Here is a 26,159-nt window from a genome sequence, read left to right on the forward strand (position 1 = left end):
AATAAATAGGTAAAAAATGTCAGGACATTACGAAGCTCCGATAAGGGAACCTCTAATTATTGGTCACAAAACTTATCACGATATCACAGAAGATATTGCACGACCTATCGAAGAAAGAGCAGGTAAATTATGGTGGATCTCATTATATGCAGCCTTAGTTCTATTCATCTATGGATTCGGATGTATCGCTTATACGATCGGGACAGGTATTGGATCATGGGGGCTTAACAGAACTATTAACTGGGGTTGGGATATTACCAACTTCGTATGGTGGGTAGGTATCGGTCACGCCGGAACCCTAATCTCAGCAGTATTATTATTATTTAGACAGAGATGGAGAATGTCTGTAAACAGATCTGCAGAGGCGATGACGATCTTTGCGGTTGTACAGGCAGCAATCTTCCCTGTAATTCACATGGGTAGAGTTTGGGTTGGATACTGGGTATTCCCATTACCAAACCAATTCGGTTCTCTTTGGGGGAACTTTAACTCTCCTCTACTTTGGGACGTATTTGCGATCTCTACGTATTTCTCAGTATCAACTGTATTCTGGTTCATGGGATTAATCCCTGACTTTGCAATGATCAGAGATAGAGCTAAAACTCCTTGGACTAAGAAGATTTATACATTCCTAGCATTCGGTTGGGGTGGTAAAGCAAAACACTGGCAAAGATTCGAAGAACTTTCTTTGGTTCTTGCAGGGTTGGCAACTCCACTTGTATTCTCGGTACACACTACCGTATCTTTTGACTTCGCAACTTCAGTAATTAAAGGATGGCACTCTACGATCTATCCTCCTTACTTCGTTGCCGGAGCAATCTTCTCAGGATTTGCAATGGTACAGACACTATTGTTGATCGCTAGAAAAGTTTGTCACTTAGAAGAATATATCACAATGTATCATATCGAAATTATGAACATCGTAATCGTTCTTACAGGTGGTATGGTGACTGTAGCTTATGCAACTGAATATTTCATCGGATGGTACTCAGGATCTCGATTTGAAGATTTCACATATCTTTCTCCGGGTGCAGCAGTAGGACCTTACTGGTGGGCATTCTGGTCATTGATTATCTGTAACCTTGTTGTTCCTGCATCATTCTGGTTCAAAAAAGCTAGAACGAACATTATCTGGACATTCATTGTTGCATTAATCATTAACATCGGTATGTGGTTTGAGCGTTTTGATATCATCGTTATCAACCTTTCTAGAGACTACTTACCAGGATCTTGGACTATGTTTAAGCCAACGATCATTGATGTGGGTGTATACTTAGGAACAATCGGATTCTTCTCTGTATTATTCTTACTATACGCAAGAACATTCCCTGTAATTGCACAGGCTGAATTAAAATCGATTCTGAAAATCTCAGGTGAAACTTATAAAGCAAAAGAAGGAGATGAGCACCACTAAAATTGTATACGGACTTTATGCTGACGACGACGATTTAATGAACGGCGTTAAAGCATTCAACGATAAAGGAATCGCTATAAACGAAGTGTATACTCCGTTTCCGGTTCACGGACTAGATAAGGCTTTAGGGTTAAAGAAAACTAGAATTTCTGATGCCGCTTTCTTATATGCTCTTTACGGTGTTACTATTGGTGCTACTGTAACTTGGTATGTGATGAACCATGACTGGCCTCAGAATATCGGTGGTAAACCAGCATTTGACTGGGCACACAACATGCCGGCATTCGTAGTTCCAATGTTCGAATTAATGGTATTCTGTGCAGCTCACATGATGTCTTTAACTTTCTTAGTTAGAAACAAAATGTATCCAGGAGCTCCAGCTCAGAATCCGGATCCAAGAACTACTGATGATAAATTCATGATGGAATTCGTAACTGAAGATGTAGAATCTGTAAAGCAGTTGCTAATTGAAACTGGAGTTGAAGAAATAACTGTTAAAGACGCTTAAAATGAAAAAGAACGTATTAAGAATTACAGCAGTTTTAGGTTTAACAACAGTTTTACTTAACTCTTGCGGGCCAAAGGAGAACACTCCGTTGGTATACTTCCCGGACATGTATTTTCCGGTAGCTTATGATCCATTGATGAAAGCTCAGGATGCGTATTCAGATCATGAAAATGAAATTCCTGCTTTTGTTAAAAATAGTGGTGCAACAGGTCTTTCTCCAGTAGAAGGATCAGTAGCGCAAAATAAAGATGGTATTTTTGAAGAAGGGTTAAAGCCAAAGAATGTTGACGAGTACAACGCAGGATATGATGCTTCTAAAAAAATGACTGCTTCTCCTCTAAATCCGGCTAATGCTGCTAAGGATATTGAAAGAGGAAAAATATTGTTCGACCATACTTGTGCTGCATGTCACGGAACAGGAGGTGATGGACAAGGACCAATTGTACAGACTGGAGCATTTTCTGGAGTACCAAACTATGCTGACAGAGAAATTACTGTAGGATCTGTTCATTATGTATTAACAAACGGTAGAAACGCGATGGGATCTTATGCTGGACAGCTAAACCCTGGTGATAGATGGAGAGTGGCAATGTATGTGATGAGTGCTTTCAAAAAAGGCTCAGCAGCACCGGCAGCCGCAGCACCAGCAACTGAAACGACTACTGAAACTAAAAAATAAGAAAAGAAATGTATAGTTTTTCACCAAAATTAAAATCAACTTCTATAATACTTCTTGTTGTAGGTTTAGTTCTTTTCGGTATTGGTTTCTTTTTGAACAAAGGAATTTCTACTGAGAAAATAGAACACATGATGGAGGCTGTTCATGCTTCTGGTCATAATGCTCCTACACACTCAAGTGAAATGGTTGGACCGCAGGATCACAACGCTCATTTAGAGCATGCGACAATGCAGATTCATAATTCGCCTTTAGCATCCATACATTTCGTAGCTGTATTCTTCTTCGGAGTAAGTTGTGCAGTATTATTTTTCTACTGTATTCAGCATGCAGCGCATGCAGGATGGCCAATTATCATTACAAGAGTAATGGAGGCTATTGCTTCTTATATTCCTTACGGAGGGGCTATTCTAGTAATCATAATGCTATTGAATATTTTCCACCAAGGTCACCTATTCCACTGGATGGATCCGGATTTAACAGATCCAAACTCTGCACATTTCGATGTGATCTTATTTGAAAAGAAAAGATTCTTAAATATTCCTTTCTATGCAATCAGAACTCTTATTTATGTGATAGGTGCTTCATTCTTTGCATGGAAACTTAAAGCTCAGTCTAAAAAAGTAGACGATACTAAATCTAAAGTTGAGTATCAAATGCTTTACAGATGGGCAGTAGGATATATTGCATTCTTCGGATTTGCATCTGCTGCTTGGGCTTGGGACTGGTTGATGTCTATTGACCCTCACTGGTATTCTACAATGTATATCTGGTATTCAATGGTTAGCTGCCTTTCAAGTGGTATTGCTGTTATCATTTTACTAAGTGTTTATCTTAAGAAAAATGGTTTCTTACCACAGTTCAATGACAACCACTTACACGATCTAGGAGTATTCCTTTTCGCTACAAGTATGCTTTGGACATATACATGGTTCGCTCAGTTCATGCTTTACTGGTATGCCAACGTACCGGAAGAGGTTAACTACTTCTTCGGAAGATTCCAGCACTATGGTACTACATTCTTGCCAATGCTAATTATCAACTTCTTATTACCTTTATTGGTATTAGTAAGTAGCAGCATCAAGAGAAACTACAAAGTAGTAACAACAATGGCTGTTGTCGTTATTTTAGGTCACCTTTTAGATTATTTCAATATGGTAATGCCTGGAACGGTAGGACCTTACTGGAACACTCCTGAGGTATTCCTATTAATAGCAGGAGCTGTTTTATTTGTAGCAGGATTATTTATGTTTACTGTACTTTCAGCTTTATCTAAACTGAAGTTGATTCCAACAGGAAACCCATACCTACACGAATCTGAAATTTATGAGTATCCTTTCTAAGGACTTGTAACAAAATAAAACTCTAAAAGACTGATTGTTTAAACGATCAGTCTTTTTTTATGTTCTAATTTTCAATAGAGAACTGAGCAACATGATCACCAACATCAAATAAAATACTCCTATGAAAAGAATTCACCTGCTTTACTTTGTATTCAGTCTCATCTCTGTTTTCATGGATGCACAGACAATTACTTTTGTTTCAGAAAAAAACAACAAGCCGCTTCCTAAAGTTTCTGTTTTCGGGAAAGACGGAAGTATTCTTGCTTACTCTGATATTGATGGGAAAATCGACAAACAGTCATTAAACCCAGATCAGGAAAAATTCCAGTTAGTGTATAACAGTTTCCCTGTGGCGACACTCTCCTATTCTGACTTTGAACAGCCCACCATTAAAATCAACGACCAGGTAAAAGAAATTGAAACCATTGTTATTAAAAATAATAAGCCAGCCAAATACATTCTGGTTAAAGGAAACTTTAATTCATACGTTACCGTTAACAATAAACTTAATGGGTATGCAGACGGAATCATTACCTATGTTTTCGATAATAAAACCAAAAAGCTAAAAAGTACAAATGTTCAGCAGTACCGAATTTACAGACTCATAGATCCTAAACAAGAAAAGAAACTCACGGCAAGCTGGGATTACGGAAACTCACTCGATGTTCCGAAAATGAAAAAGGTCGGAAATATAGATGAGTATAAAAAGAAGGATACAAAAATCAAGGAGCTGAAAGGAAACTTTAAAGATGAAATAGAAGTTACCGGAGAATATCTGCAGCAGAAAGAATTAGCATTATTTGGATTCCGGTTCTTTGATTTTAGAGGCATTCAGAATATTTCCTTCGAAAAAGATTCTCAGAAATCACTGAAAGACCTGCTGGAGTTTAATGAAATTCTTTTTGTAAAGCTCAAACATAAGAGTGAAGCCAGCTACAACCAGATTATCTCTTATGAAAATTTTTATACCACAGAAATCAGTTTTAGCAATGAAAATAATATTGATGATGTAAGATTCAATAAAGAATACAGTAATTATCAGACTCAATACTGGAAGGATCCGTCTTTCCCTAATATGCAGACCATTTTCAGCAGTTATTTCAAGGGGGATCTTCAGGAAAAACAAAACAAAAAATAAAATCTACTATTAATAAAGGTTTTAGTAAATTTGCAACAAACCAAATAAAAATGAAAAAGTTTTCTTTTCTACTTGTTTTCAGTCTGTTGCTTTTTACGGCATGTAAGAAAGATCATGTAGATGCTACGAATACTAAAACGCTGCAGTCAAGTATTAACGATATGACTTCCAGCCTACCAACCATTAAACAGATTAAGTTTAATGAAGCTCTTTATATCCTTAAAACATTTGGAGTGGAAGCTGATGGGGATGTGAATGAGCTAAAAGCTCTTGGAAAACTGATCAACGGGAAAAAAGTTCCTGAGATCATGACCTTAGCTGACGAAGTTGCACAGAAAAACGGAATAGAATGGGCAAGCAGTAACCCACCATCACTGGGTGAAATGAATATCTTCGGTGATGATAAAGCCAAAGAAAGCGATCCTAATGATATAAAAGCAGGAGCATTAAGCCTTGTGACAAGACCAACAGGAGATGACGGAAACGGTTCACCCACCGCTATCCAGATCGTTCCAAGATTAGTAGATGCAGCAGGAAACCCTGTAGCGTTTACAGGTGCCGGTTTGGAAGCTACATTAGAAGTTTTCAGCAATGGAGTAAGACTCTCAACCGCTAAAAACCTGATGCAGGATAACAACTTTAAAGGATTTAACCTTAAATTCTCTTCTATTCCTGCTTCTAAGGTTGTAGATAATAAAATTGATATCACTGTTTCTGTAAAAACAACGGCAAAGACTTTCAAAATGTCTAAAATCGGATTGGATGTAAATGCTGCAGCCTTAAAAGTTCCTGCCGTTCCAAAAACAGATACAACAGCTGTTCCTCAACAGCCAAGTGCAGTAGTAGACCCGAATAATCCATCAACAACTACTCCACCTGCAACTACAGAACCTGGTACAGCAACTCCTGCAGCTCCAACAGCTCCAAAACAGCCAGTTGCAGATCCAAAAAATACAGTAAGCAAGTTCCTGAACAGCGTAAGCTCTCAGAACTTAAAAGCTGCTTATGAAACATCTAACAACCCAAGCTGGGGAAGCTATGAATCTTTCTCCAATCCTAATTCCGGTTTTGGAGCAGTAAAAAATGTAAGCGTTAAAAATATTACAACAAGTGCATCTAATCCTAACGGAGCAAGCGTAAATGCTACTTATGATGTAACCGATAAAAACGGAAAAACAACCTCATTAAAGGTAACTTTCGGACTTAAAAATGTAAACGGAGATTGGAAAATTTCCAGCTATAAAATCAACCCATAAATGGCTTCAGCAGAACTGATAAAAAAACTAGAAGAAACAATTGAAAATATTCCGGACTTTCCTATTCCAGGGATCCAGTTTAAGGATATTTCACCCATCTTTTTAGATCCAAAACTTTATGAAGATGTAATTGCAGACCTTGCTGCCAACAGTAAAGGAAAGATAGATGCAGTATGCGGAATAGAAAGCCGTGGATATCTTTTTGGAATCGCCATTGCAGTAGCCCTAGAGGTTCCTTTTATCTTAATCAGAAAAGCAGGAAAACTTCCCCCACCAATCATTTCGGAAAAATATGACCTGGAATATGGAAGTGCCATTATCGAAACCCGTGAAGGGCAGATAAAACCAGGACAGAGAGTTTTAATCCACGACGATCTTTTAGCAACAGGAGGAACTACAGAAGCGGCAGCTAAACTAGTAGAAAAACAGGGCGCCACTGTTTCTCAATTCAGTTTCCTGATTGGACTAAAAGGCTTGAATGGTGATGAAAAACTGAAAAAATTTGGTGCAGAAGTGTACCATGTCTTAGAATACTAATCTATATCAATAAAAAAATAAATGCTTCGTAAACTATGTTTTCGAGGCATTTTTATTATTAACGATTGATAATTCATAACATTTATATAACAATGCTCTAAAAGTATTTTGTAAATCACTAAGAAACAATTAAATTTGCAGTTCAATTTTTAAAAACTTATGGCAAAATTGGGAAAGAATGCTCAGAACGAGCAAGAAGGTAAAGAAACGGTTGAGTTCTTCAAAGACCTTGACAGAGAGGCCTTAAACACTGAGAGATTTCTTGAAAAATATTCAAAACCACTAGGAATTGTATTTGGAGTTTTAGTGTTGGGAGTTTTAGGATTCTTCGGATATAAGCAATTTGTAGTTGCTCCTAAAAACGCTGAGGCTGTAAAAAGCTTCCTTGCTGCTCAGAAAAACCTTACTGAAAATAAAAACACTGAAGCTTTAGGTGGAAAATCTGCTGCAAATCCAGGTTTTATCGGAACTTCTAACGAATATTCAGGAACAAGCATCGGTCAGCTATCTGCTTACAATGCTGGTTTATTGAAATTCAAAGAGGGAAAATTCCAGGAAGCTTATGATCTTTTAGATAAATTCTCTTCTGACAACAAAACGCTGATGGCAATGAAATATGGTGCTATGGCTGATGCAAAATCAGGATTGAACAAAAATGATGAAGCTTTATCATTATTAGACAAAGCAGCTACAGCTTCTGATGATCCTTATACTACTTATTTCTTCACAAGAAAAGCAGGTATCGTAGCATTAGGATTAAAGAAAAATGCAGATGCTAAAAAATACTTCTCAGCAATTGATGAGAAATACCAGGATTATGACAACGGAATGTCTGATTCTTATATTGAAATGACTAAATATTACTAAAAAAATGGCAACAGTTAATCTTTCCGATTACAAGCCACTTCATATAACTAATGCCGAAGATTTTTCTATCGGCATTGTTTTTTCTGAGTGGAATGATTTTGTAACGTACAATCTTCGTGATGCAGCTTTGGAAATCCTTGAAAAAGAAGGCGTAAAACCAGAAAACATTAAGCTTTTCCCTGTTCCCGGAGCTTTTGAATTAAGCTATGCAAGCATGCAGCTTTGCAAAGAAAGAAAATATGATGCTGTCATCTCAATCGGATGTGTGATCCGTGGAGAAACACCTCACTTCGACTATGTATGTTCTGCTGTAGCACAGGGAATCAAGGATTGTAATATCATGACAGACACTCCCACAATCTTCTGTGTTTTGACAGATGACACTAAGGAACAGTCTATTGCAAGAAGCGGCGGAGACCTTGGAAACAAAGGTGTAGCAGCAGCAGTAACCGCTTTAAGAATGATTGATTTCAAAAAGAACTTATCTGATAAAAAAGGAAACATCGGTTTTGGACATTCTTAACCGTTGATATACTTTAATAATACAGAGGACTATTTTTTAATAGTCCTTTTTTTATTGGCAAATATCAAAATGTTCACGGATTAATTAAACTAAGGTTTAAATTATACCCATGAACTCTTAAATTCTTATTAATAAATATCAGGTTTTGCTTTTTTTGACATAAAAGTTAGATACAACGAACTATCTTTGTGAAAATCGTATAGACCATAAATCCATGTTTCTAAAAAAAATAAAACCTTTCCTATATTTAGGAATCTTTTATCTGATTATTTCCTTGATCGTAAGGACAGTATTCTTCTTTCATCCTATCACTACAGCCAGTTTTGGATTCTTTGAGATCATTAAAGTACTGTTTGTAGGTCTTATCAACGATATTTTTGTTTTTGTCCTCGCAAGTTCCATTCTTGCCCTCTACTTTTTATTCCTTTCCAATTCGAAATATAAAAAACCTTATGGATATATTATTTTTGGAGCTTTGGTTGCATTTTTCCTGTATATCTGGCTTATTCCAAATAATATTTTCAAGCAATACGGAGGCTCTGTAACAGAAATTGCTCTTTCCTTTGTGGGAGTCAAGGCATTCCTGTTCGGATTAATGCTTTTCCTTCCTACCCAAAGAATCAGAATTCGTAACATTTTATATTTTATTACCTTGTTGTTGTATGTTCTACTGATTATATTCAATGGGGTAAGTGAGTATTTCTTTTATAATGAATTTGGAGTACGCTACAATTTTATTGCGGTAGATTACTTAATATATACGAATGAAGTCATTGGGAATATCATGGAAAGTTATCCTGTTATTCCACTATTTTCAGGGATAATGTTGGTTACAGTAACCATTACATGGTTCATTTATAAAAAGACTAAAGACGAATTACTGGAACTCCCTAATTTTAAGCAGAAATTGATTTTACTAGGTTGCTTTGCTGTACTTTGTGCTATCAGCTTGTTAACTCTCCCATCATTAATGCAAATCAAATCTGACAATGTTTTTGCAGATGAAATTGAAGCCAACGGACTTCCAAAGTTTTACTGGGCTTTCACCCATAACGAACTTGATTATTTCCAGTTTTATTCACAGCTCAATCAACAGCAGGCAGAAAAGAATTTCCTAAGCCAATATCCACAGCATACCTTAGCAAGAAATATTGTTGCTGAACAGCCGGAAGCAAAGAAGAATGTAGTTCTGATCTCTATTGAAAGTCTTTCTGCAGATTTCCTTGAACATTATGGAAATACCCAAAAGATTACGCCATTCCTGGACAGTCTTGCAGATAAATCTTTGATGTTCACCAATCTTTATGCTACAGGGAACAGAACCGTTCGCGGACTGGAAGCCCTAACGCTTTGTATTCCTCCTACAGCAGGGGAAAGTATTATCAAAAGAAATGACAATAAAAATAAATTCACCACAGGAAGTGTATTCAAATCAAAAGGATATGATGTTAAATTCCTATATGGTGGATACAGTTATTTTGATAATATGCAGGACTTTTTTGGAGGAAACGGATATGATATTGTAGACAGAAACAACTTTAAACCGGAAGAAATTACTTTTGCCAATGTTTGGGGTGTTGCAGATGAAGATATGGCAAGGAAAGCTATCCAGGTAATGAATGCTGAAGCAAAATCAGGAAAACCTTTCTTCAACCATTGGATGACAGTTTCCAACCACAGACCTTTTACCTACCCGGATGGAAGAATTGATATTCCCGGAACATCAAAATCCCGTGAAGGAGGGGTAAAATATACAGACTATTCACTGAAGCTATTCTTTGATATGGCAAAGAAACAGGATTGGTATAAAAATACAGTTTTTGTTATTATCGCAGACCATTGCGCATCCAGTGCCGGAAAAACAGAACTTCCGATGGATAAGTACAGAATTCCTGCAATGATCTTTTCAGAAGGATTCATCCAGCCACAGAAATTTGATGCTTTGATGTCTCAGATTGATGTGATGCCTACTCTATTCGGATTATTAAATTTCAATTATCAATCCAAATTCTTAGGCCAGGATGTTTTCAAAAAAGAATTCCAGCCTAAGGCTTATATTGCCACCTATCAGGACCTTGGGTTTGTAAAAGACAATCGTTTAACCATCATTTCACCAGTGAAGAAAGCAAAACAATACTCTCTGGAACTGGAAAAAAGTGAGCTTGCTCCGGAGTTTAAACTGTATTATGATGAAAAACTGTTGAAAAACACAGATCAGAAACTGGTAAATGATGCTATTTCAGCCTACCAGTCAACATCTTATTGGCTGAAGACCAAGCAGCTTAACCGATAAGATATTTCTTTCATAAAGTAACTTAATAAACGGTTGTAAACTTTAATTTTATAAATTTACGACACAAAAAAACATATTATTATGAGATGGACAGACGACAGAGGCGGTAACGTTGATGATCGCCGTGGCTCCGGAGGCGGAGGTGGCGGTATGATTGTAGGCGGTGGCCTCGGAACCTTAATTATAGCAGCCATTGTTTTCTTTTTAGGAGGGGATCCTTCTGGGATATTGAATTCCGGCAGCATACAATCTTCAGGAAATACAGGAGAAAAAAGAGAGCTTACTGTACAGGAAAAACAGATTGGGGAAATGGTTGATATGATGTCCGGATGGAATACCCAAACCTGGAGTCAGATCTTTAAAGAAAATGGAATGAATTTTTCTGAACCTAGAATTGTTCTTTTCGAAAGTACAACTGACTCCGGGTGTGGCACAGCACAGTCTGCTATGGGTCCATTTTATTGTCCTGCCGATCAGAAAATTTATATGGACATGGAGTTTTTCGGTGAGCTTCAACAGAGGTTTGGAGCCAAAGTAACTGAATTTACTGTTGCCTATGTTCTTGCTCATGAAATGGGACATCACATACAAACTCTTCTGGGAACTACCCAAAAAGTAGATGCCTTAAGAAGAAGTGGAAGATATTCTGAAGCTGAAATGAACAAGGTATCTGTAGCTACAGAACTACAGGCAGACTTTTATGCCGGAGTTTGGGCTAAACGTACAGATGATTCTAAGAAAATTCTTGAGCCTGGAGACATTCAGTCTGCTATAGATGCTGCAGAAGCTGTAGGCGATGATAATATCCAGAAAAGAGGTCAAGGTTATGTGAATCAGGAAAGCTTTACCCACGGATCATCTGCACAGCGTAAAGAATGGTTTATGAAAGGATACAACACTGGTGATATCAGACAGGGTGATACTTTTAATCAACTTTTGAAGTAAATAAACTTATAGTATAAAATAAAAGTGCCAGTGAACGGATTCACTGGCACTTTGTTTTATTGCAATTCAATCGGATTTGTATTTTTCTTAGCTTCTTCTTTCACTCTTTCTTCCATTCGTTTTCTCATATCAGCAGGATTTTGGTTTCCGCCACCTCCAGATCCCCGTCCTCCGCCGATTCTCATTGGTGCAGTACTGCCTCCTCCTGTTCCCTGATTCATGAAAGACATCGGATCAGTCTTAAACTTTTGCTGTTGCTTTACAAAATCAGATCTTTTTACTTTTAAAGTATTTCCAAACTGGTTTAAAGTTGGAAGTTCTGCAATCTTATAATTTTTCATCAGATCAAAAGAATAATCCCCTTTATCATCCTCAACTTTTACAATTAATCCCGGAAGTCCACCAAATTTATATGGTCCATCCTGATAGGGAAGATCTGTAGTAAACCAGGCAGTCCATTTTCTTCCGGCAAAATCCGTTTCAGCTTTCTGCACTTTGTACTCTCCAATTTTTCTTGTTTCTGAAGACATTTTCCAGTTTAAAGGCCTGTCTTCTTCATAGGAATATATATCCCTGCCGATCCTGTCTTTAAAATAAGTCTTTTGATTCGCTTTATCTTTTTCTACCGTGTAGTTGATATTTGTTCTAAGACCTTCCATCTGATCTCTGTTGATACCCGCTCTGCCACCGCCGCCCTGAAATGCTTTTTGCATGATAGAATCCCTTTTGATTCTGTTTTCAGAATAAAAAATAGATTTATCCTGAGAAATATCAAGATATGTATTTTCAGTTTTTATATCTGCTTTATTTTCAGTATCCGGCTTCATCGTTACCTGATATACAAATCGATTTGCCTGCGCAGAAACCTGCTGTATAAACAGTGCCAGAGCAATAATACCTATTTTTTTCATTGTGAGTCAATTTATGTTTTGGATTTCAAAAGATTACCAAGGTTAAACTCATCAATGATAAAAATCGATAAAATAAAAATGCTGATTTTTATATCCTGATTTTTGTTCGTATTTTTGCGTAATTAAATCATTCTAAATAAATACAATGATAAAGGTATCAGACTATGCAAAGGAGAAAGCTATCCAGTTAATGACTGAAGATGGTTTTAACCCTGCTGAAGATTATATAAGAGTTGGGGTAAAAAGCGGCGGATGCTCTGGTTTAGAGTATGTTTTAAAGTTTGACAACCAAAAAACAGACACAGATCAGATTTTTGAAGATAATAATATTAAAATTATCATCGACAAAAAATCCATTCTCTATTTAGCAGGAACTACTCTTGAATATTCAGGAGGATTGAACGGAAAAGGGTTTGTTTTCAACAATCCGAATGCATCCAGAACATGTGGATGTGGAGAATCATTTAGTCTTTAGAGAAAAGACATAAGATACTAGACCTCAGAAAAATATGAGGTCTAAATCTGAAATCTAAAAAATTATAATGAGTAAATATACTGAAGACGATTTAAGAGTCGATCTAGAAAATAAAAAATATGAATTCGGTTGGGAAACCAAAATTGATTATGAAGATTTCCCGATTGGTTTAAATGAGGATATCGTCCGTGCCATCTCCGCTAAAAAAGAGGAGCCTGAATGGATGACTGAATGGCGTTTGGAATCTTTCAAAATCTGGTTAAAAATGGTAGAGCCTAATTGGGCCAATATCAAATATGAAAAACCGGATTTTCAAGCAATCCGTTACTACGCAGCTCCAAAAGCAAAACCTGAATTGGAAAACCTTGATCAGGTAGATCCTGAATTATTGAAAACTTTCGAAAAGCTAGGGATTAATATTGAAGAGCAAAAAAGACTTTCAGGAGTTGCTGTAGATATTGTAATAGATTCAGTTTCTGTGAAAACCACTTTCCAGGATACATTGGCAGAAAAAGGAATTATTTTCTGCTCTATTTCAGAAGCTATTAAAAATCACCCTGATTTAGTAAGAAAATATCTTGGAAAAGTAGTTCCTAGAGGAGATAACTTCTATGCAGCACTGAACTCCGCAGTATTCTCTGACGGAAGTTTCTGCTATATTCCTAAAGGCGTAAAATGCCCAATGGAATTATCTACTTACTTCCGTATCAACCAGGCAGGAACAGGACAGTTTGAAAGAACGCTTGTGATTGCAGATGAAGGCAGTTATGTTTCTTACCTTGAAGGATGTACAGCTCCATCAAGAGACGAAAACCAACTTCACGCAGCGGTTGTGGAACTGATTGCATTAGACAATGCTGAAATCAAATATTCAACGGTACAGAACTGGTATCCTGGTAATGAAGAAGGAAAAGGAGGCGTATTCAACTTTGTAACGAAAAGAGGTCTTTGTGAAAGAAGTGCAAAAATCTCATGGACTCAGGTTGAAACAGGTTCTGCTGTAACATGGAAATACCCTTCTTGTATTCTGAAAGGTGACAACTCTATCGGAGAGTTCTACTCTATCGCAGTAACGAACAATCACCAATATGCAGATACCGGAACAAAAATGATCCATATTGGGAAAAATACCAGGTCAACGATCATTTCTAAAGGAATCTCTGCAGGAAAATCTCAGAACTCATACAGAGGACAGGTAAAAGTAATGCCTTCTGCAAAAGGAGCAAGAAACTTCTCTCAGTGTGACTCTTTATTGATGGGTAATGAATGTGGAGCACACACTTTCCCTTATATTGAAATTAAAGATCCTACTGCACAATTGGAACACGAAGCAACCACTTCGAAAATTGGAGAAGATCAGATTTTCTACTGTAACCAGAGAGGTATTGATACAGAAAGAGCCATTGCATTGATCGTGAATGGGTTCAGTAAAGAAGTTTTAAATAAGCTTCCAATGGAATTTGCTATTGAAGCACAAAAACTACTTGAAATTTCATTAGAAGGATCAGTAGGATAACAAAACATGATAGCTACAGAAAGATTAATTTTAAGAAAACCTGCAAAAGAAGATTTTGAAAGATTCTTTGAAATTAATCATGACCCTGAAACCAATATTCATAATCCTAGCGGCCCCATGAGTTTTGAAAAAGCAGAAAGTACATTTACCAGAATGCTTGATCATTGGGAAACGTATCATTTCGGAAGCTGGGTGATTGTTGAAAAAGACAGTCCTGAGAATATAATAGGTTTTGGCGGCCTGAGCTATAAACTCTACGGAGAAGAAGAAAAATTGAATTTAGGCTATCGTTTTGCTTCCCAGGCATGGGGGAAAGGATACGCCACAGAATTCACAAAGAAAGCTATAGATTTTGGGTTGAATAAGGATAATAAAGATGAAATATTCGCCATTGTCCGCCCCAGTAATTTAGCTTCTGTTAAAGTTTTGGAAAAGGCAGGTATGATCAAAATCGGAACTCTAAATGATGTTCCCGGTCAACCTGAAAGTTTAGTATATAGAGTTCAAAAATAATTTGTTTAAGCAAATAAAATGTTAGAAATTAAAAACCTTCACGCCAAAATTGAAGATGGCGCAGAAATATTAAAAGGGATTAACCTTGAAATAAAACCAGGAGAAGTTCACGCTATTATGGGGCCAAACGGAGCTGGTAAGTCTACCCTTTCTTCTGTAATCGCAGGAAAAGAGGATTACGAAGTGACAGGTGGAGAAATTTTGTTCCAGGGAGAAGATATCATTGAAGATGCTCCGGAAGACAGAGCACACAAAGGAATCTTCCTATCTTTCCAGTATCCAGTGGAAATTCCGGGAGTTTCTGTAACGAACTTCATCAAAGCTGCTTTAAATGAAACAAGAAAAGCAAACGGATTACCAGAAATGCCGGCAAAAGAAATGCTTGCATTAATCCGTGAAAAATCTGAAAAATTAGGAATCAAAAAAGATTTCCTTTCAAGATCACTGAACGAAGGTTTCTCCGGAGGTGAGAAGAAAAGAAACGAAATCTTCCAGATGATGATGCTTAACCCTAAATTGGCTATCCTTGATGAAACAGATTCAGGACTAGACATTGACGCGCTAAGAATTGTTGCTGATGGGGTAAATGCTTTTAAAAACGAAGGAAACGCAGTTCTTTTGATTACTCACTATCAAAGATTGCTTAACTATATTCAACCTGACTTCGTTCACGTTTTAGCTAACGGAAAAATCATCAAAACAGGTGATAAATCTTTAGCATTAGAATTGGAAGAAAAAGGTTACGATTGGCTTCTTAACTAAGAAGGAAATCGATTATTCCGGAGATCAAAAATTTTTCGCTGCCATTCTGAGTGAAGCGTAAAAAATGAAGAATCTCTATTATCAAAAATTTGGATTCCTTCTTCCTTGGAATGACAATATTTTAGTTCAAAATAAAAAGAAAAAATGGTGCAAACCACAGATATACCAGTAATGGCATTAAAAGAACAAATCATCGAAAACCATAATGAGTTTTTGGAGAGTCTTCGTCACAGATTTTTAGATAGTGACAGAAAAGCTGCTCTCCAAAAGTTTGAGAACGCTGGTTTTCCTACAAAGAAAGACGAAGAATATAAATATACCAATCTAAAGGAGATCACGGAAAAAAACTATAATTTCTTTCCGAATGAGCACCATAATATCACTAAGGAGCAGTTTGATGAATTGCATCTTGGAGAAGAAAATTTTGATTGGATTGTTTTCGTAAACGGTAAACTTCACAAAGAACTTTCAAAAGTTTCTATTGAAAATGTAGAGTTTCTTTCGTTCAATTACGCATTGAATGATGAAAAACATAAAGAAGTATTTGAAAAGTACTTTAACACAATTGCTTCTAAGAATTTAGCTTTCACGAACTTAAATCTTGCCTACTGCAAATATGGTTTCTTCCTGAAAGTTCCTAAAAATGTGGTAATTGAAAAACCAATTCATGTTTTCTACATTTCTCAAAACCAGGAGGAAAATACATTCTATAATACTAGAAACTTATTGATCGTTGAAGAAGGAGCAAAAGTTGAGGTTATTGAAAGTCACCACAATTTTGATGACACTTATGTGTTAACGAATTCTGTGACAGAGATCTTCACCTATCCAAATGCAAAAGCAGACTGGCACAAGCTTCAGAACGATAACAATACGTCTTACCTTGTAGACCACACGTTTGCAAAACAGGAAAAAGACAGTTTAACGACTGTAAATACATTCTCTTTCGGAGGAAAGCTGATAAGAAACAACCTTGACTTTATCCAAAATGGATCAAATATCAATTCATTCATGAATGGTATTACTATTATCGGAAAAGATCAGCTGGTTGACCACCACACGGCGGTTCACCACAATTTCCCGAACTGTGAAAGTTATCAGAACTACAAAGGGATCTACGATGGTAATGCCCACGGAGTTTTCAACGGAAAAGTTTTTGTTGATAAAATTGCTCAGAAAACCAATGCGTACCAACAGAACAATAATGTATTGCTAAGTGAAGGCGCAAGCATTGATACTAAACCTCAGTTAGAAATTTTTGCAGATGACGTAAAATGTTCTCACGGGTGTACAGTAGGCCAGCTTAATGAAGATGCTTTGTTCTATCTGAGAGCAAGAGGAATCTCTAAAAAAGAAGCTCAGGCATTACTTCTATATGCATTTGCAAATGACGCGATGCAAAATATTGATATTGAGCCTCTAAAAGAGAAGATTTCAAAGCTTTTGGCTGAGAAATTAGAAGTAGATATAGAGTTTTAAACGTTATATATATTGATACATAAAAAGCACTTCAATTTGAAGTGCTTTTTTATTTTAAAATGGTCTAATCCCGTTTTATTTCTTTAACCAGCTTTGGTTGTCTTTATTATCTGAACGTTTCTTTCCGTTATCAAAATTATAAGCCAAACCAACACCTAGTGTCTGTTTTAACTGGGTTTTCCATATCTGATTGTGGTCATATAACAGATCCAGGGTTACATTTGTAGAAATATATTTATTGATTTTCATGCTTAAAACTCCGCTATATCCAAGAACTAATCTATCCGGGTGATCCAGATAGTTTGAGAATACAGAAGCAGTATTAAGCAAAGTGATGTTATCCATAATTTTCAGCTTATACATAGCTGTTCCCAGGAAACCGAATTGGAATAAAGAAGAATCTCCATCATTTTTAAGTCCGTAAGTTCCTGCTTTCTGAAGATCTTTATCCAAAACAAAGGTCCATCTGGCATTCGCAGGACGTAGCGTTACTGTAAGATTATCATCGGGACGATAGGTAACCCCTGCCCCAACGCTCAAGTAACCTGGTGCCATAAAGTTTGAAATTTTCTTTGCATCAGGATTGTTACCATCTTCATAACCTGGAGCAAACTGGGTCTGAAACCCAACACCTCCGGAAATATACCAGTGCTTAGCAAACTCCCGCCCATAATTGGTAGACAGATTAATCACATCCTGAGTCTTTCTTACTCCAGTACCTTGGGTGTTATTTTGTCCATACCCTAGAATAATAATGTTTTCCCAAAGATTTTTGCCTTTTTCGTAAGTAAGGTTGTAATTAACCCCGGCAAGCCACCCTACGTTGTTGGCTCCACCTCCTACCCAATTCGAAAAGGCTGCCTGATTAAGCATTAATGTATTTTGTCCCTGAATAGACCAGGCTTTAATAGTATCCACAGCAGGAGCATCTGTTTTTGTTTCCTGAGCCATGGCTATAGCCCCACAAGAAATGGAAGCGATTAATAAAACTTTTTTCATAATTAACGATTTCCTACAAATGTATAAATAATAATTTACGCCAAAATAAAATTCACTTTAAAATGAATTGAATCACATCAAAATTATCAAGACAATATCATGGAAACAAACCATTTAACCAATCACCCGCACATACCAAACTTAAAGCAACTTAAAACCGGAAACTTAAAAAAACAAAAAAAACACTTCATGACTGAAGTGCTTTTATGATATGAATATTGTTTATTTATTTTTTGATCCACCACTGGCTGTCTTTACGGTCAGAACGCTTCACACCATTATCCAGCGTATAAGCAAAGCCAATTCCCAACGTTTGCTTTAACTGTGTTTTTTCAATCTGGTTATGATCATACAGTAAGTCTAGTGAGATATTCGATGAAATATATTTGTTAACCTTTAGATTCAGAAGTGCTCCATAAGCCAGTACTAGCCTGTCCGGACGATCCAGGTAATTTGAAAAGACCGAAGCTGTATTGGTTAAATGAACATCTTCCATAATTTTTATCTTATATATTGCTGTTCCCAAGAAACCGAACTGGAAAAGAGAAGAATCACCATCATTTTTCAAACCATAGCTTCCTGCAAACTGAAGCTCTTTATCCTGAACAAAGGTCCATCTGGCGTTGGTAGGACGTAAGGTCACTGTAAGATTGTCATTGGGCCTGTAAGTGATACCCATCCCGACGTTCATATAACCAGGAGCCATAAAGTTTGAAATTTTCTTTGCTTCAGGATTATTTCCATCCTCATATCCTGGTGCAAACTGAGACTGAAAACCTGCCCCTAAAGAAAAGTACCAGCTCTTGGAAAATTTTCGCCCGTAATTTGTAGAGAGATTGATAACATCCTGAGTTTTTCTTATGCCCAATCCTTTCGTATCATTCTGACCATAGCCAAGGATAATAATATTTTCCCAAAGATCATTGTCTTTTTCATAGGTGATATTATAATTGGCACCGGCAAGCCAACCTACGTTATTGGCTCCTCCTCCTACCCAATTCGAAAAGGCTGCCTGATTAATCATTACCGTGTTTTTTCCTAGTACCGACCAGTATTTCACGGTGTCTACCACTACTGAATCTTTTTTCAATTCTTCTTGTGCACTTGCATAAATCCCCATAAATATGGAAAGAATCAATAAAAACTTCTTCATTACTCTAAATAATTTTCAATGCAAAAATATTAATATAATTTTTTTTAAAGGTAAATTCAGCCTTAAACAATATATTTTTTCCAGTTTCAATTCGCTGGCAACAAAATACGTCAATAAAATTGATGCCAAAATAATCGGTTCAAAAGTTAAATTTGATACCTTTTGTCTTAAAATCAGTTTAATAGAAATGGATTCATCGACAAATTTTCCGAAATTTATCATTGGCTTTTGATTTGACGTACAATCACTATGTTTAAAAATGTAATTTCCAAAAGAGCGGTTTTATACCCTTTGCTGATGCTTTCCGCAATGTGGTTCGGATTTTTTTTACAGATGCACGGCTTTTTTGGAAGTTGCTTCGGAGCTATTATTCCTCTTGTTCCTGAAGGACTATTAGGAATTATTACCTCTCCTCTTTTACATGGAAATACTGAGCATATCATAGGAAACTCTATTCCCATTGCTGCATTGATGTTTCTTCTCTTTCAGTTTTATCCATTGGTGGCCAATAAAGTTTTCTTCATTGGATGGATTGCAACCGGGCTTTTGGTATGGATCCTTCCTCCTATAGACATTATGACGGGTGAGTATATGTACACCTGCACCATCGGAGCCAGTGGTGTCGTATATGTATTGGCCTTTTTCTTATTCTTCAGCGGAGTTTTTAAATGGAATACAAAGCTTCTGACGATCTCCTTACTCGTTGTATTATATTATGGCAGTTTAGTCTGGGGAATGCTTCCTGAAGAACTGTTTTATAATATGCAGGAACCCAGCAAAATCTCATGGCAGGCCCACCTTTCCGGAGCTGTTGTAGGAAGTATCATAGCTTTTGCTTTTAAAAATATAGGAGAAAAAAAGAAAAAATTCATCTGGGAATTCCCCAACTATTATAGTGAAAAAGATGATAAACTCTGGCAGGAATACAGAGAAAATCACCCGGAAGATTTTCTTGAATTGCCGTACAAAAAAAGAGATGATATTTGGGATCATCTGGATGAATTAAGGAAAAAGTAAAACTTATTTCACTACATTTGGGGAAAAACACACATGATCTCTGAAGAATATTTATATGCCATCGCTCTCCGCGAATGCAGCCAGATTGGCGATATCAATTTCCATAAACTTGTAAAAACCTTCGGAAATGCAGAAAATGCATGGAAAAAAGCAAAAAAAGAGTACAAAAAACTGGAGGGAATAGGACAAAAAACAGTTTCTGAAATCGGGAATACAGAGCATCTCAAATTTGCCGAAAAGGAGCTTGAATTCTGTAAAAAGAACAATATCCATATCAGGCTAAGACATCTTAAAGAAATCCCCGCCTTACTTAATGAATGTATTGATTCTCCATCGATTCTATACCAGAAGGGAAACATTGATGATTCTCTTCAGAAGATAAGCATTGTAGGAACCCGTAACATGACTCCATATGGAAAACAATTCATTGGAGACTTTTTTGATGCCACCCAATCTTCAAAATATGTCTCTGTAAGTGGCCTTGCTTTGGGAGTGGATAAAGAAGTTCATGAACATTCCATTCGGACCCATAAACCTACTATTGCTGTTCTTGCGCATGGTTTTGAGTTTTTATACCCTTCCAAAAACAGAAAACTGTCAGAGAAAATTCTTCAGGATGGTGGCATTTTGTTAACAGAATTTAATTCGGCAAGAAAGCCGGATCGGGAAAACTTTATTCAGAGGAACAGAATTGTAGCGGGTTTATCTCCTTCCACTATCGTAGTGGAAACAGCATTTGGAGGCGGATCTGTAAGTACAGCAACGTTTGCCAACGATTACAACAGAGAAGTATTTGCCCTTCCGGGGAAGATCACTGATATTTATAGCCAGGGTTGTAATCAATTGATTTTACAGAACAAAGCAACGGCTATTTCAAATTTAAAAGATCTTATCAGTATGCTGGGACTGAACAATCCCAAAGAAAAAATTGAAGAGCTTTTTCCTTACAGTGAAGAGACAATACAATTAACTGATAATCAAAATATAGTCTATGAATTCATCAAACAGAATCCACAGATATCCTTGGACGATCTGGTACAGAAAATTGTAGTTTCTTCACACAAAATCCTACCGATAATTTTAGAATTGGAGCTTTTAGGGAAAGTAAAATCATTTTCCGGGAGGCAATTTATCGCAATTTAAGAATTAACGATTTCTTAATACTGCATTATTTCATACATAACATTTCATTTTTAATAAATTTTAATCATAAATTATTAATTTAATAATATTTCCAAACATTATTATTTAATTTTTAGCAATGTTGAAATAGAGTGTTGTGAATCTTGAAAAAAAAATTAAATTTGTTGACAATAATATTCAACCTTAATATATGGAACAATATAATATTGACCAGAAAATCCAAGAGTTTATTGCAAAAATTGAAGCAAAAAATCCTAACGAACCGGAATTCTTACAGGCTGTAAAAGAAGTTGCCGTAACTGTAATTCCATTCATTGCTACGAGAAAAGAATATACCGGAATGAAGCTGCTTGAAAGAATGGCTGAAGCTGAAAGAATTATTATCTTCAGAGTTCCATGGGTTGACGATAAAGGAGAGATTCAGGTTAACAGAGGTTTCAGAATCCAAATGAACTCTGCTATTGGTCCATACAAAGGAGGAATCCGTTTCCACCCTACTGTAAACTTATCAGTTCTTAAGTTCTTAGCTTTCGAACAAGTGTTTAAAAACTCTTTGACTACTCTTCCAATGGGTGGTGGTAAAGGAGGTTCAGATTTCGATCCGCAAGGTAAATCTGATATGGAAGTAATGCGTTTCTGCCAGGCTTTCATGACAGAATTATGTAAGCACATCGGTCCTGAAACAGACGTACCTGCAGGAGATATCGGTGTAGGAGCTAGAGAAATCGGTTACCTATTCGGACAATACAAGAAAATCAGAAACGAATTTACCGGAGTTCTTACAGGTAAAGGTCTTGCTTACGGAGGTTCATTAATCCGTCCTGAAGCTACAGGATACGGAGTAGTATACTTCGCTGAGCAGATGCTTAAGACTATCGGACAGAATTTCCAAGGAAAAACAGTAACGGTATCAGGTTTCGGAAACGTAGCTTGGGGAGTTATCAAAAAAGCAACTGAGCTTGGAGCAAAAGTGGTAACACTTTCTGGTCCTGATGGATATATCTATGATAAAGACGGTATCAGCGGAGAAAAAATTGATTATTTATTAGAACTTAGAGCTTCTGGAAACAACAGAGCTGAGGACTATGCTAAAAAATATCCATCTGCTGAATTCCACGCTGGAAAACGTCCTTGGGAAGTGAAGTGTGATGTAGCATTCCCTTCTGCAACTCAAAACGAATTAGATTTAGATGATGCAAGAAAATTAGTTGAAAATGGATGTCTTTGTGTAACTGAAGCTGCTAACATGCCTTCTACACTTGATGCAATCAACTACTTCTTAGACAATAAAGTATTATTCTCTCCTGGTAAGGCTTCCAACGCTGGAGGTGTTGCAACTTCAGGATTAGAAATGACTCAGAACTCTATCCGTCTTAACTGGACTTCTGAAGAAGTTGACGCAAGATTAAAGGAAATCATGATCGGTATCCACAAAGCCTGTAGAGACTACGGAAAAGACGAAGACGGTTATGTAAACTACGTAAAAGGTGCAAATATTGCCGGCTTCGTAAAGGTAGCAGAAGCAATGTTGGCTCAAGGAGTTGTGTAACATAAAATAATAAAGGTTGGGAAAAATCCCGACCTTTTTTGATATAGCCTGTTCCCGGGATAATGGGAAAAAAGTAAAAAGTGAAAGGAGAAAGCGCTGCTATATGCAGCGCTTTTTTTATTTTTATAGGTATGAAAGACACCTTTAAAAATATTGATGATTATATCCTTTTATTTCCCATTAACGTTCAGGGCAAACTTATTGAACTGAGAAAGGCTATCCATTCCCAGGTTCCGGATCTTGAAGAGTACATTGGCTATCAGATGCCGGCCTTTAAGCATAAAGGAAAACCTCTTGTTTATTTTGCGGGCTATAAAAAACATATCGGATTCTATCCCGGAGCTGAAGGAATCAAAAATTTTGAAAAAGAGTTTGAAGAGAGAAATTACAAGTTTTCCAAAGGGGCAGTCCAATTTCCGATAGAGGAAGATATTCCATTGGATTTGATTCAGAAGATTGTAACATTCAGAATCACAGAAATTGAACAAAAAAAATCCTGAAATACAAGATTCCAGGATTCTGACTAGTGTTTGCTAAAGTATTATCACTTTTTCTTTTTAGATTTCTTTCCTTCTTTTGTTGCTTCCGCAGGTTTTGTAGCTTCCATCGTAGTCCCTGTACTTACAGTGGCTTCTGCTGCTGGTGTAGCTGTTGAAGCTTCTGCTGTAGTGGTACTTTGATTCTGTCCATTTGTAGTGGTGGTAGAATTCCAATCACTTTTGGTTTCTGATGTCTGCGGTTGTGTCTGAGTTGTTGTTTGATTATTAGTCGTACTTTCGGCAGGCTTCTGAGTTTGTGTTTGAGCCGATACTGCGATTACTCCGACTAATGTAAACGCGGCCGTTAAAAATAACTTTTTCATAATGTAATATTTAAATGATTGTTTAACCTAAACGGGGTATCATTTAAAAAAATTATACGTAAGTTTCTTATTTAACGTACTTTATCATTTTTTAAGAAGAATTTACAAAAAATAATCCTGATGATTTTATAGGAAAACCGAAGCTGGATATGGGAATATTTGTTGGTTTGAGGAGATTTGTTCTTCATCCTCGTCAAGGTTTAAAACCTTGACGAGGATTCCCTTTCTACCCTCAGGATTACTTCGCTATATTCTTCATCATCTTTTCTACAAACTCAAAAGCAGCTGGGCAAATTACTGTATTTTTCAACATCAGGTTATTGATCTGGTAAATCTTTTTACGGTCTGTATGAGGGTATTCTCTGCAGGCTTTTGGCCTTACTTCATAAATAGAACAGGTATTGTCACTATTCAGGAAAAAGCATGGAAGATTCTGAAGCACTTTATCATTGTCTTCATCCACTCTTAAAAACTTAGCTTCAAAATCAGCTTGTTTCATGCGCAGATGCTTCGCAATACGCTCAATATCCTTTTCAGTATATAACGGCCCCGTGGTTTTACAGCAGTTGGCGCATTGTAAGCAGTCTATTTCATCAAAAACTTCATCATGAGTTTCCTGTACCATATAATCAAGATTTTTGGGCGGTTTTTTCTTTAATCCGTCCAGAAATTTCTTATGGTCTTTCTGCTTTTGTAAAGCTTGTTTTCTATAAAAATCTAAATTCATTTATTCTTTATTTCCTGGCTGTTCCGGAAGTTCAGCTTTTTGATATTCATTGATCTTATCCAGATCCAAAATGGTAGCAAGATTCCTTTTATCAGGATAATACATCGTGACAAATTTCGCTCCGTATACAATTTCTCCTGTCACAAACGAAGATCTCTGAACCACTGTATTGGAGAATACTTCATCAAATGCCCGCACCTGAACAATAATCTCGATATCCGTACTTTTAAAATCAGCTTCAGAGAAGCCGTAAAACGGCGAACTTTCATTTATTTTATGAACAACAGTCCAGTTCAGAGCTAATGTATTGATCTTACTTAACTGTGTTTCCAATCTATAAAAATTGTTTTTGGGAACATCATTTTCAATCACTTCAATGGCTGTAGATACAATAACATCAGCGTCTGTCAGCGCATTGTTTTTATAAGGTGCTAATCTAAACATTAAAGCTGTTCCTTCTTCAAAAGGTGCAATCACTGCAATATCAGAAAATCTTAAATAAGCCCTGGGTCTTGAAAATCTCCCATAGAAAAGCCCCGTTGCAATGGCAAAGGTAAGCAATCCCAGAAAAGCTTCAAAAGTAGCCACTAAACTGGCCAAAAAGCCTACAGGAGCTATTCTTCCATACCCTACTGTAGTAAATGTCTGAGAACTGAAAAAGAAAACATCAATAAATTCATTCAGCGGATCACTTTTATCTATCCCTGTAAGATGCTCCACTCCTATCAGGTAATAAATCATTGCAAATATGAGGTTGATCAGAATATATGCTACGACGAGGTATGAAATAAAACGAAATGAAGACAAATTCAGCATGGTATGATACCAGCTCAGGCTGTTGAAAACATTCACACCTGTTCTTTTTACATTCGGGAGACCGTCTTTATTGATGAATCTTCCTGAGGCATTGCTTCCGAAACCACTGTTCTCAGTGTTTTTCTGGCGGATCTTTTTTCTGAATCCTCTTGTCATTTTATATCATTTGTTTTGAATCACTTAATTACTCAACATTAATCTTGCTCCGTTTCCGGATACAAAGATAAAATATTGTTTTCATGAATTTTATCAATCGATTCATTACTTATCCAATTTGATTTTACAGTAAATTTGGGATATGAAAAAGCTTGAATCAAGAGAAGACATTGAACACCTGGTTAATTCATTTTACACCAAAGTAGTAAAGGATGAAACTATCAGTTTCTTCTTCAATAATATTGCGAAAGTTGACTGGGACAAACACCTTCCAAAAATGTATTCGTTTTGGGAGTCTATTCTTTTTGGGCAGATGTCCTACAAAGGAAATCCAATGGGTGTACATTTTCCGATTAATGAAATACAGGCTATGGAGCAAAAGCACTTCGACAGATGGCTTGAGCTATGGAGAACAACCATTGAGGAGAATTTTGTAGGTGAAAACGCTGATATGGCGATTTACAAATCCGAGAATATTGCCAAACTGATGGCTTTTAAAATGGAGCTGGCTAGAAGACTTTAGCGAGTTCCGGGTTTTCGAAATTTGAGTTCCAGGATATGAAATTCATACTAAGGTATCT

27 protein-coding genes are annotated in these 26,159 nt (G+C 36.6%); 21 read left to right on the plus strand and 6 right to left on the minus strand.

Annotated elements, in window-relative coordinates:
• Nucleotides 1–16 precede the first annotated feature (16 nt).
• The 11 genes from nrfD (at nucleotide 17) to ypfJ (ending at nucleotide 11,500) form a co-directional block, all read left to right on the plus strand.
• Nucleotides 17–1,414 carry an NrfD/PsrC family molybdoenzyme membrane anchor subunit gene (gene nrfD / locus DRF65_RS01670; protein ID WP_089735129.1) on the plus strand — a complete coding sequence of 466 codons (1,398 nt, stop codon included), beginning with the start codon at nucleotides 17–19 and terminating at the stop codon, nucleotides 1,412–1,414.
• Complete coding sequence (locus tag DRF65_RS01675; protein ID WP_047376185.1) at nucleotides 1,401–1,922, plus strand: DUF3341 domain-containing protein; 522 nt, start codon at nucleotides 1,401–1,403, stop codon at nucleotides 1,920–1,922. The genes nrfD and DRF65_RS01675 overlap by 14 nt, the downstream gene beginning before the upstream one ends.
• 1 nt (nucleotide 1,923) lies before the next feature.
• Complete coding sequence (locus tag DRF65_RS01680) at nucleotides 1,924–2,601, plus strand: c-type cytochrome (RefSeq protein WP_115968333.1); 678 nt, start codon at nucleotides 1,924–1,926, stop codon at nucleotides 2,599–2,601.
• Between the two features lie 8 nt (nucleotides 2,602–2,609).
• A complete protein-coding gene (locus tag DRF65_RS01685; protein ID WP_115968335.1) occupies nucleotides 2,610–3,941 on the plus strand; it encodes a quinol:cytochrome C oxidoreductase in 1,332 nt (443 codons plus the stop codon).
• 121 nt (nucleotides 3,942–4,062) lie between these two features.
• Complete coding sequence (locus DRF65_RS01690) at nucleotides 4,063–5,079, plus strand: hypothetical protein (RefSeq protein WP_115968337.1); 1,017 nt, start codon at nucleotides 4,063–4,065, stop codon at nucleotides 5,077–5,079.
• Between the two features lie 50 nt (nucleotides 5,080–5,129).
• Entirely contained in the window at nucleotides 5,130–6,335 is a 1,206-nt protein-coding gene (locus DRF65_RS01695) for a hypothetical protein (protein WP_115968338.1), read from the plus strand.
• Complete coding sequence (locus DRF65_RS01700) at nucleotides 6,336–6,872, plus strand: adenine phosphoribosyltransferase (protein WP_115968340.1); 537 nt, start codon at nucleotides 6,336–6,338, stop codon at nucleotides 6,870–6,872. It abuts the gene before it with no gap.
• A 159-nt stretch (nucleotides 6,873–7,031) separates the two neighbouring features.
• On the plus strand, nucleotides 7,032–7,739 hold the full coding sequence (locus DRF65_RS01705) for a YfgM family protein (RefSeq protein ID WP_115968342.1): 708 nt from the start codon (nucleotides 7,032–7,034) through the stop codon (nucleotides 7,737–7,739).
• Between the two features lie 4 nt (nucleotides 7,740–7,743).
• Entirely contained in the window at nucleotides 7,744–8,262 is a 519-nt protein-coding gene (ribH, locus tag DRF65_RS01710; protein WP_115968344.1) for a 6,7-dimethyl-8-ribityllumazine synthase, read from the plus strand.
• Between the two features lie 214 nt (nucleotides 8,263–8,476).
• Nucleotides 8,477–10,555: an LTA synthase family protein gene (locus tag DRF65_RS01715; protein ID WP_115968346.1), complete on the plus strand. Its 2,079-nt coding sequence runs from the start codon at nucleotides 8,477–8,479 to the stop codon at nucleotides 10,553–10,555.
• Nucleotides 10,556–10,636: 81 nt separating this feature from the next.
• Nucleotides 10,637–11,500, plus strand: coding sequence for a KPN_02809 family neutral zinc metallopeptidase (gene ypfJ, locus DRF65_RS01720; RefSeq protein WP_115968347.1), 864 nt, complete (start codon nucleotides 10,637–10,639; stop codon nucleotides 11,498–11,500).
• Between the two features lie 56 nt (nucleotides 11,501–11,556).
• On the opposite strand, the gene DRF65_RS01725 is transcribed toward ypfJ, so the two are convergent.
• Entirely contained in the window at nucleotides 11,557–12,411 is an 855-nt protein-coding gene (locus DRF65_RS01725) for a GLPGLI family protein (protein WP_115968349.1), read from the minus strand.
• A 145-nt stretch (nucleotides 12,412–12,556) separates the two neighbouring features.
• On the opposite strand from DRF65_RS01725, the gene DRF65_RS01730 reads away from it, so the two are divergent.
• The 5 genes from DRF65_RS01730 (at nucleotide 12,557) to sufD (ending at nucleotide 17,156) form a co-directional block, all read left to right on the plus strand.
• Nucleotides 12,557–12,886: a HesB/IscA family protein gene (locus tag DRF65_RS01730; RefSeq protein ID WP_027372006.1), complete on the plus strand. Its 330-nt coding sequence runs from the start codon at nucleotides 12,557–12,559 to the stop codon at nucleotides 12,884–12,886.
• Between the two features lie 67 nt (nucleotides 12,887–12,953).
• Nucleotides 12,954–14,402: a Fe-S cluster assembly protein SufB gene (sufB, locus tag DRF65_RS01735; protein WP_115968350.1), complete on the plus strand. Its 1,449-nt coding sequence runs from the start codon at nucleotides 12,954–12,956 to the stop codon at nucleotides 14,400–14,402.
• A 6-nt stretch (nucleotides 14,403–14,408) separates the two neighbouring features.
• On the plus strand, nucleotides 14,409–14,915 hold the full coding sequence (locus DRF65_RS01740; protein WP_115968352.1) for a GNAT family N-acetyltransferase: 507 nt from the start codon (nucleotides 14,409–14,411) through the stop codon (nucleotides 14,913–14,915).
• Between the two features lie 18 nt (nucleotides 14,916–14,933).
• Nucleotides 14,934–15,677 (plus strand): Fe-S cluster assembly ATPase SufC, encoded by a 744-nt coding sequence (gene sufC, locus DRF65_RS01745; protein ID WP_115968354.1) that lies wholly within the window; start codon nucleotides 14,934–14,936, stop codon nucleotides 15,675–15,677.
• Between the two features lie 171 nt (nucleotides 15,678–15,848).
• Nucleotides 15,849–17,156 carry a Fe-S cluster assembly protein SufD gene (sufD, locus tag DRF65_RS01750; protein ID WP_115968660.1) on the plus strand — a complete coding sequence of 436 codons (1,308 nt, stop codon included), beginning with the start codon at nucleotides 15,849–15,851 and terminating at the stop codon, nucleotides 17,154–17,156.
• A gap of 75 nt (nucleotides 17,157–17,231) precedes the next feature.
• On the opposite strand, the gene DRF65_RS01755 is transcribed toward sufD, so the two are convergent.
• A complete protein-coding gene (locus DRF65_RS01755) occupies nucleotides 17,232–18,155 on the minus strand; it encodes a DUF3078 domain-containing protein (RefSeq protein WP_115968355.1) in 924 nt (307 codons plus the stop codon).
• Between the two features lie 226 nt (nucleotides 18,156–18,381).
• Nucleotides 18,382–19,308 carry a DUF3078 domain-containing protein gene (locus tag DRF65_RS01760; RefSeq protein WP_115968357.1) on the minus strand — a complete coding sequence of 309 codons (927 nt, stop codon included), beginning with the start codon at nucleotides 19,306–19,308 and terminating at the stop codon, nucleotides 18,382–18,384.
• A gap of 249 nt (nucleotides 19,309–19,557) precedes the next feature.
• On the opposite strand from DRF65_RS01760, the gene DRF65_RS01770 reads away from it, so the two are divergent.
• The 4 genes from DRF65_RS01770 (at nucleotide 19,558) to DRF65_RS01785 (ending at nucleotide 23,517) form a co-directional block, all read left to right on the plus strand.
• Entirely contained in the window at nucleotides 19,558–20,325 is a 768-nt protein-coding gene (locus DRF65_RS01770) for a rhomboid family intramembrane serine protease (protein ID WP_115968360.1), read from the plus strand.
• A 33-nt stretch (nucleotides 20,326–20,358) separates the two neighbouring features.
• Nucleotides 20,359–21,468: a DNA-processing protein DprA gene (gene dprA, locus DRF65_RS01775; RefSeq protein ID WP_115968361.1), complete on the plus strand. Its 1,110-nt coding sequence runs from the start codon at nucleotides 20,359–20,361 to the stop codon at nucleotides 21,466–21,468.
• A 190-nt stretch (nucleotides 21,469–21,658) separates the two neighbouring features.
• Nucleotides 21,659–23,017: an NADP-specific glutamate dehydrogenase gene (gene gdhA, locus DRF65_RS01780; RefSeq protein WP_115968363.1), complete on the plus strand. Its 1,359-nt coding sequence runs from the start codon at nucleotides 21,659–21,661 to the stop codon at nucleotides 23,015–23,017.
• Nucleotides 23,018–23,148: 131 nt separating this feature from the next.
• Entirely contained in the window at nucleotides 23,149–23,517 is a 369-nt protein-coding gene (locus tag DRF65_RS01785) for an iron chaperone (RefSeq protein ID WP_115968364.1), read from the plus strand.
• 44 nt (nucleotides 23,518–23,561) lie between these two features.
• On the opposite strand, the gene DRF65_RS01790 is transcribed toward DRF65_RS01785, so the two are convergent.
• The 3 genes from DRF65_RS01790 to DRF65_RS01800 all read right to left on the minus strand — a co-directional run bounded on the left by DRF65_RS01790 (nucleotide 23,562) and on the right by DRF65_RS01800 (nucleotide 25,578).
• Nucleotides 23,562–23,879, minus strand: coding sequence for a hypothetical protein (locus DRF65_RS01790; RefSeq protein ID WP_115968366.1), 318 nt, complete (start codon nucleotides 23,877–23,879; stop codon nucleotides 23,562–23,564).
• A 238-nt stretch (nucleotides 23,880–24,117) separates the two neighbouring features.
• Entirely contained in the window at nucleotides 24,118–24,606 is a 489-nt protein-coding gene (locus DRF65_RS01795; RefSeq protein ID WP_115968367.1) for a YkgJ family cysteine cluster protein, read from the minus strand.
• The gene (locus tag DRF65_RS01800; RefSeq protein ID WP_115968369.1) at nucleotides 24,607–25,578 is read right to left on the minus strand and encodes an ion channel; all 972 of its coding nucleotides are present in this window, start codon (nucleotides 25,576–25,578) and stop codon (nucleotides 24,607–24,609) included.
• Between the two features lie 142 nt (nucleotides 25,579–25,720).
• On the opposite strand from DRF65_RS01800, the gene DRF65_RS01805 reads away from it, so the two are divergent.
• Complete coding sequence (locus DRF65_RS01805; RefSeq protein WP_115968370.1) at nucleotides 25,721–26,101, plus strand: group III truncated hemoglobin; 381 nt, start codon at nucleotides 25,721–25,723, stop codon at nucleotides 26,099–26,101.
• The last annotated feature ends 58 nt before the right edge of the window (nucleotides 26,102–26,159 follow it).

Source organism: Chryseobacterium pennae, from assembly GCF_003385515.1.
GTDB lineage: Bacteria > Bacteroidota > Bacteroidia > Flavobacteriales > Weeksellaceae > Chryseobacterium > Chryseobacterium pennae.

What these genes read in the sequence shown, in the direction of transcription:
- nrfD (WP_089735129.1), top strand. Translation starts at nt 17, where the DNA reads ATGTCAGGACATTACGAAGCTCCGATAAGGGAACCTCTAATTATTGGT.
- DRF65_RS01675 (WP_047376185.1), top strand. Translation starts at nt 1,401, where the DNA reads ATGAGCACCACTAAAATTGTATACGGACTTTATGCTGACGACGACGAT.
- DRF65_RS01680 (WP_115968333.1), top strand. Translation starts at nt 1,924, where the DNA reads ATGAAAAAGAACGTATTAAGAATTACAGCAGTTTTAGGTTTAACAACA.
- DRF65_RS01685 (WP_115968335.1), top strand. Translation starts at nt 2,610, where the DNA reads ATGTATAGTTTTTCACCAAAATTAAAATCAACTTCTATAATACTTCTT.
- DRF65_RS01690 (WP_115968337.1), top strand. Translation starts at nt 4,063, where the DNA reads ATGAAAAGAATTCACCTGCTTTACTTTGTATTCAGTCTCATCTCTGTT.
- DRF65_RS01695 (WP_115968338.1), top strand. Translation starts at nt 5,130, where the DNA reads ATGAAAAAGTTTTCTTTTCTACTTGTTTTCAGTCTGTTGCTTTTTACG.
- DRF65_RS01700 (WP_115968340.1), top strand. Translation starts at nt 6,336, where the DNA reads ATGGCTTCAGCAGAACTGATAAAAAAACTAGAAGAAACAATTGAAAAT.
- DRF65_RS01705 (WP_115968342.1), top strand. Translation starts at nt 7,032, where the DNA reads ATGGCAAAATTGGGAAAGAATGCTCAGAACGAGCAAGAAGGTAAAGAA.
- ribH (WP_115968344.1), top strand. Translation starts at nt 7,744, where the DNA reads ATGGCAACAGTTAATCTTTCCGATTACAAGCCACTTCATATAACTAAT.
- DRF65_RS01715 (WP_115968346.1), top strand. Translation starts at nt 8,477, where the DNA reads ATGTTTCTAAAAAAAATAAAACCTTTCCTATATTTAGGAATCTTTTAT.
- ypfJ (WP_115968347.1), top strand. Translation starts at nt 10,637, where the DNA reads ATGAGATGGACAGACGACAGAGGCGGTAACGTTGATGATCGCCGTGGC.
- DRF65_RS01725 (WP_115968349.1), bottom strand. Translation starts at nt 12,411, where the DNA reads ATGAAAAAAATAGGTATTATTGCTCTGGCACTGTTTATACAGCAGGTT.
- DRF65_RS01730 (WP_027372006.1), top strand. Translation starts at nt 12,557, where the DNA reads ATGATAAAGGTATCAGACTATGCAAAGGAGAAAGCTATCCAGTTAATG.
- sufB (WP_115968350.1), top strand. Translation starts at nt 12,954, where the DNA reads ATGAGTAAATATACTGAAGACGATTTAAGAGTCGATCTAGAAAATAAA.
- DRF65_RS01740 (WP_115968352.1), top strand. Translation starts at nt 14,409, where the DNA reads ATGATAGCTACAGAAAGATTAATTTTAAGAAAACCTGCAAAAGAAGAT.
- sufC (WP_115968354.1), top strand. Translation starts at nt 14,934, where the DNA reads ATGTTAGAAATTAAAAACCTTCACGCCAAAATTGAAGATGGCGCAGAA.
- sufD (WP_115968660.1), top strand. Translation starts at nt 15,849, where the DNA reads ATGGCATTAAAAGAACAAATCATCGAAAACCATAATGAGTTTTTGGAG.
- DRF65_RS01755 (WP_115968355.1), bottom strand. Translation starts at nt 18,155, where the DNA reads ATGAAAAAAGTTTTATTAATCGCTTCCATTTCTTGTGGGGCTATAGCC.
- DRF65_RS01760 (WP_115968357.1), bottom strand. Translation starts at nt 19,308, where the DNA reads ATGAAGAAGTTTTTATTGATTCTTTCCATATTTATGGGGATTTATGCA.
- DRF65_RS01770 (WP_115968360.1), top strand. Translation starts at nt 19,558, where the DNA reads ATGTTTAAAAATGTAATTTCCAAAAGAGCGGTTTTATACCCTTTGCTG.
- dprA (WP_115968361.1), top strand. Translation starts at nt 20,359, where the DNA reads ATGATCTCTGAAGAATATTTATATGCCATCGCTCTCCGCGAATGCAGC.
- gdhA (WP_115968363.1), top strand. Translation starts at nt 21,659, where the DNA reads ATGGAACAATATAATATTGACCAGAAAATCCAAGAGTTTATTGCAAAA.
- DRF65_RS01785 (WP_115968364.1), top strand. Translation starts at nt 23,149, where the DNA reads ATGAAAGACACCTTTAAAAATATTGATGATTATATCCTTTTATTTCCC.
- DRF65_RS01790 (WP_115968366.1), bottom strand. Translation starts at nt 23,879, where the DNA reads ATGAAAAAGTTATTTTTAACGGCCGCGTTTACATTAGTCGGAGTAATC.
- DRF65_RS01795 (WP_115968367.1), bottom strand. Translation starts at nt 24,606, where the DNA reads ATGAATTTAGATTTTTATAGAAAACAAGCTTTACAAAAGCAGAAAGAC.
- DRF65_RS01800 (WP_115968369.1), bottom strand. Translation starts at nt 25,578, where the DNA reads ATGACAAGAGGATTCAGAAAAAAGATCCGCCAGAAAAACACTGAGAAC.
- DRF65_RS01805 (WP_115968370.1), top strand. Translation starts at nt 25,721, where the DNA reads ATGAAAAAGCTTGAATCAAGAGAAGACATTGAACACCTGGTTAATTCA.